The organism is Actinomycetospora lemnae, assembly GCF_028737315.1.
GTDB classification, from domain to species: domain Bacteria; phylum Actinomycetota; class Actinomycetes; order Mycobacteriales; family Pseudonocardiaceae; genus Actinomycetospora; species Actinomycetospora lemnae.
Genome location: NZ_JAQZAO010000005.1, coordinates 513,280 through 519,660, shown reverse-complemented (window position 1 = coordinate 519,660; position 6,381 = coordinate 513,280). Strand labels below are relative to the sequence as shown.

Genomic DNA, 6,381 nt, shown 5'->3' with positions numbered 1-6,381 from the left:
AGCGTGAGGTCGCTGCCCGCGAAGCCCACGGCGGTGAGGGCCGCATCCGCGCCGCCCGCTTCCCCGCCCGCAAGTCCCTCGAAGACTTCGACGTCGAGCACCAGCGCTCCCTCAAGCGCGAGACCCTCGCGCACCTCGGCACCCTGGACTTCATCACCGCCCGCGAGAACGTGGTCTTCCTGGGCCCGCCGGGCACCGGCAAGACCCACCTGGCGATCGGACTCGGCGTCCGCGCATGCCAAGGCGGGCACCGCACCCTGTTCGCCACCGCCGCCGAGTGGGTCGCGCGCCTCGCCGAGGCCCACCACGCCGGGCGGCTGCAGGCTGAGCTGGTCAAGCTGGGCCGGGTCCCGCTGCTGATCATCGACGAGTCGGCTACATCCCGTTCGAGGCCGAGGCGGCGAACCTGTTCTTCCAGCTCGTCTCGTCCCGCTACGAGCAAGCTTCGCTGATCGTCACCAGCAACAAGCCCTTCGGCCGCTGGGGCGAAGTCTTCGGCGACGACGTCGTCGCCGCAGCCATGATCGACCGCCTCGTGCACCACGCCGAGGTCGTCTCGCTCAAGGGCGACAGCTACCGGCTCAAAGACCGCGACCTCGGCCGCGTCCCCACCGCCGACAAGACCACCGACTGAACATCAACAACCACCGAGAGGGGTCCACTTTCGGCCGTCGCCAGGGGGTCCAGATTCAGCCGTCGTTGACAGCCGGGCCCCAAGAGGGCAGCGCCGCTGGAGGCGGCTCCGTCGTTCGCTCGGCCGCGCGGCCCTGAGCGCTCGGCTCGAGTGGTTCAACTTGAGCGCGAACGCTGCCGGGACGCTCAACGGTTGATGCGAGGACCCGCGAGCTGCGCCGAAAGAGTGTATTTGACGGCCCGTCCTCGAGGCGCCTGTCACCCTCAGTGCAAGTTCTGGCCGTCGGGGCGCAGAGGGGGAACCGCCGTGAGACACATCGCCGCTCGCGTGGAAGCCACTGCTCGCCTCAGCGAATGCCTGTGGCGATGAGCAGCACCTACTTCTTCGACAACGCCTGGCCGGAGGAACGCGCCCGCATCGCGGCGTTGGAGGCCGCGCTCGACCCCGGCACCCGAGCGCTGCTCGAGGCCCGTGCACCAGCCGCTGGGTGGCGCTGCTTGGAGATCGGCGCGGGCGGCGGGTCGATCGCCTCCTGGCTGGCCGGACACGAAGGGGTGCACGTGCTGGCCACCGATATCCAGACCAGCTTCGTCGAGCCGTTGGCGCACGACCGCCTCGAGGTGCGCGCCCACGACATCACCGGCGAGGGGCTGCCGCCGGACACCTTCGATCTCGTGCACGTCCGGTGGATGCTGTTCTGGCTGGCCCCTGACGCTCGGGACGCAGCCCTGCGACAGATCGTCCCCGCGATGCGGCCCGGGGGATGGCTCCTCGCCGAGGAACCCGACTTCCTGCCGATGCTGTCCTCCCCCGCCATTCCCGAGCCCCTGCGGTCAGTGAACGCCGCGCACGTCGCCCTGATCGAGAAGCTCAGCGGCCAGGTCGACCCGCGCTACGGGTCCACGCTCCTGCGCGACCTGGCCGAGCACGGACTGATCGATCTGTCATCGGCAGGCCGGACCCACGTGATCCGCCCCGGCGACCCGGCCACTGGGTCGAACTGGCTAGGGCTGGCCCTCGGGCGGGTGCGGCAGCCGTTGGTCGACTCCGGCGCATGCACCGACGCAGAGTTCGACCGAGCCGTCGAGCAGTTCGACGACCCGGCGACGACCATGCTCTTCCCACTCACCATGGCGGTCTGGGGCCGTCGCCCGGCGTGACGCTCCCTGTAGCCGCACCGCTGGGGCAGCACTACGCCGCCACCGGCGGATATCGATGACCCCACGCGAGCTGCTCGTCGTAGCGGGCTCCCGACTTGAGGCAGCCGTGCAGGATCTCGTCTGCGGAGGCGCCGGCCGACGCGCCGGGCGGAGGCTCGAGGCTCAGGGCGAGAAACTCCTGGTCGCGCAGCTTTGCCAGCACGACCTCGGACGCGATCACCAAGCCACGCGAACCGGGTTCGTGGAGGCTGTGGGGTGCCCCGGGTTCCGCGGGGTCGCAAATCCGACTGTGGTACTAGCCGGGCACCTGTGAACACGCACGGTCGACAGAGAGGCCAGCATGCCGCCGACTATTGTATGTCCGCCAATACCACCGTCTTCCGCCTGGTCGTCGATTGTCCCGGCTCTCATTGGTATAGCTGGTGTACTGCTCGGTTCAGCCGCCACGTTCTTCATCAACCAGCACCAATCCGAGAGCCGTTACCAGAAAGAGCGTCGAGACGATCTAAACATCGACGTGTACCAGATGGTGCGCCAGTATCAGTATAGCCTGGCCAGCTTTATTGACACGTACGACAGAGATGCGATTGTGAAGGCTGCCGAACCATTGAAGGGTGGTCGCCTCTATGTTCGTAGCCAGTTATACGGCTCAACGCTGATGGAGCACAAACTGAGCTATTTTCGGACCGCGGCAGCCTCTCTCGCCTCAGCAGCACGAGAATCTAGTGTCTCCGGAGACGAGGCAGCCGAGTATTTCGGCCCAAGGATCGTGGCGGCCCGAAACTTCTCCACCCAAGTTCAACAAGTGATCCAACAAGAGTCCCGCTCTCTGACACCTCGGAAACCCACCGTGATAGACCGGCTGAAGTACCGTCTTCGCCGCAAGCGATAACCACTACCAGGCTAACGACAGGACACCCTTGCCGCTGGCCTCCTCATCGACCGCCCCGTAGCCGACCGGCAACCTCCGAGGTGATTGCCCTGCGGGGCGCGCGTCTGCCACGAGCCCGCCCTGCGTCGGCCCGCGACCACGAGGACGTGGCCGTGCCACCATGGCGACAGCCGCCAGTGCGGCGAGCGTGCTCGACCAAATCACTCAGAGCGCTACGCAGGACCATCGCGTTACCTTAATGAGGTCGATCTGGTACGCCACCCCGTTTACGGGGTCGCAGCCTCCCTTGCCTGAACGCGAGTCGCTTGCCTCGGCAGGGCGGTGGCATCGGCTGAGGTACGCGCAGCTACGCGTCATGCCTGCGAGCGCCGGCTTGGTGAATGCCGGCGAGCTCGATGGCGACGTGAGGGCGTGCCTAATGCCTTCGCGTCTTGGGCGCATCGCGGACGCAGAGCCGACATACAAGCCGGTTATCGGTTCCGCGAGTGCTCTAGTGGGTCCGTTGTGGCCACGAGCTACCCCGTTCCTCGGATAGTCCCGCCGCCCTGCCCTCTGTTGGTGTCGCCAGTGAACAAATCGTAGGTGTCGAAGCTGTGCCGCGCGACGGGGCCTATCCAGCGTTGGTAGGTCACGGTGGACCCGTGAACTGGGGATTCGCGGCGGACGTCTGCCACGAACGCGGCGAGCTGGCTTGCGAGCGGCCCGCCGATCGCGGTGAGGGTGTCGACGACGTCCGGCTCGGGCTGGGCCGCGCCCAGCTCGTCAAGCAGGCGGCGAGCGTGGCCAGGGTTGGCGATGATCGCAGTCAGCAGCAGTGCCGCGGCCTGGTAGGGCCCTCCATGCTCGCGGTCGCCGAGGAAGGCGCCGAGCGCGTTGTCGGGGACGCTGATGCGCAACAATCGGTACGTGTTGGCGAGCTTCTTGACCCCGCGTGGGGTCGGGACCAACGGGGCGAGCTTCGGGAGAAAGTTTGCCTCATGCGGCTGGAGGTAAAGCGACTGCACCTCGGGTGGGGGCGGGAGCTCAGGCACGGCCATCGTGACCTCGGCGGAGTCCAGCTCGGCTGACGGTGGGACACCGCCGGCGGGCGTACTGGTCGCGTCGGCGGCGGTTTGGGTCGTGGACGCCGCGGGGGCAGTTGGGGCCATGTCGGGGCCAGCGCCGGATCTCGGGGCGGACGCGCTGTGGACCGAAGTCTTTGCGGTGGGAGTGCGCTGCTCACCGTCGGTGTTCGGTTCGACTGTGGGCAGGAGGTCACGTAGGTAAGTGGTGGCGTGTCCGCTCATCGGGGGCACCGCATACGACAAGTGGAAGATCTTATCCAAGTAGTCCAGAGGCTGGCTACGACCGCCGTGGTTGGTGGGGTCGAAAGCCTGCCCGGCCGTGGTAGAGCGAATATTGAGCAAGTGCCCGTGCTGCTCATCGAGGGCGCCTAGCAGCCAGCGAGGGTCGACCGCCACCACGACCACAAACAGGTCCATGCTTAGCAGCAGGTTCACCGCTTGGAGGACTTCGACCACGCGCCGGGACACGCAGCGATCGAGGTCGTCGACGTAGAGGATGATCCGCCGCAGCGCCAGCCGGTCCCGCTTGCGCGCGGCGGCGAGCTGGTCGCTTAGGCGACGCAGGTCGTCGTGAATGCGTCCGGTCAGCCCACGATAACCGCCGTATCGATCGGGCGCGGTGATCTCGCTGAGTAGATGGTTGAGCTGACGGGCCGGATCGCGCTCGGTGAGCTGGCGCTCGAGCTCGACGATTCGCTCGGCCCGCTCGGTCTGGTCCGCGAGCAGCCGACTTCTGTTCGACTCTGTGAGGTCCCGGGCGACGGTCCAGGCCGCGGTGACTCGCGCGCGGACGGCGCCGAGCAACGCCGCGACCCCGGTCAAACCGAGAACCCCGCGGATCGTGGCAGCGACGGTGTCCCCGACCAGCACCGTGACCGTCGCCAGCACAATTGCCAATACCAGCAGCGCCGCTGGCAGCCAGAGCTTGCGGTGTAGCTGCGTGCGGGCTTCAGCGCCGAAGGCGCGCACCACCAGCATGCTCCGGTGGAACTGGCCGATCCAGCCCCACCAACCCCGCTGGGGATCGAGGTCATCGATCCGGCGGAGGTCGTTGTCGAGACGGGCCTTCTCGACCTTCTGCTGAGCGAGCTGCTCCTCGAGCCGGTGCCGGTCCTGGTCGTCTGCGGGCGGAGCGGGAGTCTTGTCACTCAGCTCGCGGAACAGATGCTCGACCAACCCCACCCACAGATGATCATCGCTATAGTGCCAGGCATTGAATTGGACTTGCCGCACATGGGCGGCGTAGGCGCTGTTTGGATGATGCTGGGCGATCTCGGCGAAGGAGGCGACCTGGGCCTGGACCAATCGCATGAAGGTCGACTTGCCGCTGCCCCAATTGCCCAACAGGGCGACCGACAGCGGCGGCTCGGTCTCCACCGCGGCGAGCAGGGCGGCCACGGTAGTCGCGTCCGGGCCCATCCCGAGCAGGTCCTCGACACCCGCCACATCCGAGCGCACTCCGGCATAGCGATGCACCGTGCTGGTCGGCCGGGACTCTTCCCAGGACCACACCCGTACCGACCCGTCATCGCCTCCGGTTACCACCCGCGATCCGTCCGGAGACACCACCACCGCCAGCACCGGCCCCTGGTGGCCGGTCCATGGGTGGCCCATCGAGGCCCCGGTAGCCACGTCCCACACCCGCACCGAACCATCCCCGCCGGAGACCACCCGCGACCCGTCCGGAGACATCGCCACCGACCACACCCCGCCCGTGTGGCCAGTCCACGGGTCCCCAACCGGGACGCCGGTGGCCATATCCCACACCCGTACCGCCCCGTCACCGCCGGAGACCACCCGCGACCCGTGCGGCGACACCGCCACCGACCACACCCGGCCCTGGTGCCCGAGCCACGGGTCCCCCACCGGGTCGCCGCTGACGACGTCCCACACGCGCACCGATTCATCGGCGCCGCCGGTGATCACCCGCGACCCGTCGGGCGACACCGCCACCGACAACACCCGGCCCTGGTGCCCGAGCCACGGGTCCCCGACCGGGACGCCGGTGGCCAACTCCCACACCCGCACCGACCCGTCCTGGCTCCCGGTGAACACCCACGAACTGTCCGGCGACACCGCCACGGACAACACCCGGCCCTGGTGCCCGAGCCACGGGTCCCCCACCGGGACGCCGGTGGCCAAATCCCACACCCGCACCGACCCGTCTTCGCCGCCGGAGAGCACCCGCGACCCGTCCGGCGACACCGCCACCGATCGGACCCCACCCTTGTGGCCAATCCACGGGTCCCCGACCGGGACGCCGGTGGCCATATCCCACACCCGCACCGACCCGTCCTGGCCGCCAGAGACCACCCGGGCCCCCTCCGGCGACACCGCCACCGACCAGACGGCGCCGTTGTGACCAGACCAGGGCTCACTGACCACGCGGCCGAGGGGCTGGGAGGCGGGATTCAGGAGGCTTGACATAGATCCGGGAGCTCCGGCCACTTGGCTCGCTGTCACGGAGCGATCGTCCCGCGAACCAACAACCGGGCGCAGCCAACGAGCGCCGAGGAGCGGACGAAGGTTCCGCAGCGACCCCAGCCGACTGACCGGACACCCTAGCGACTGGGATCATCCGCCCAACCGCCAGCCATGACCATCCCGCTCGCCACCTGACGGTCCTGGGCG

3 protein-coding genes and 1 pseudogene are annotated in these 6,381 nt (G+C 68.3%); 2 read left to right on the top strand and 2 right to left on the bottom strand.

Translation table 11 applies throughout. The features are described 5' to 3' along the window. Together istB and PGB27_RS14650 are read left to right on the top strand one after the other, a co-directional pair. A pseudogene (gene istB, locus PGB27_RS14655) lies at nucleotides 1-634 on the top strand (IS21-like element helper ATPase IstB); the annotation flags it as partial. 365 nt (nucleotides 635-999) lie between these two features. Further along, nucleotides 1,000-1,794, top strand: coding sequence for a class I SAM-dependent methyltransferase (locus PGB27_RS14650; protein WP_274201078.1), 795 nt, complete (start codon nucleotides 1,000-1,002; stop codon nucleotides 1,792-1,794). A 31-nt stretch (nucleotides 1,795-1,825) separates the two neighbouring features. Here PGB27_RS14650 and PGB27_RS14645 read toward each other — a convergent pair whose 3' ends face one another. After that, on the bottom strand, nucleotides 1,826-2,014 hold the full coding sequence (locus PGB27_RS14645) for a hypothetical protein (protein WP_274201077.1): 189 nt from the start codon (nucleotides 2,012-2,014) through the stop codon (nucleotides 1,826-1,828). A 1,187-nt stretch (nucleotides 2,015-3,201) separates the two neighbouring features. Beyond that, entirely contained in the window at nucleotides 3,202-6,135 is a 2,934-nt protein-coding gene (locus tag PGB27_RS14640) for a P-loop NTPase fold protein (protein WP_274201076.1), read from the bottom strand. Between the last annotated feature and the right edge of the window lie 246 nt (nucleotides 6,136-6,381).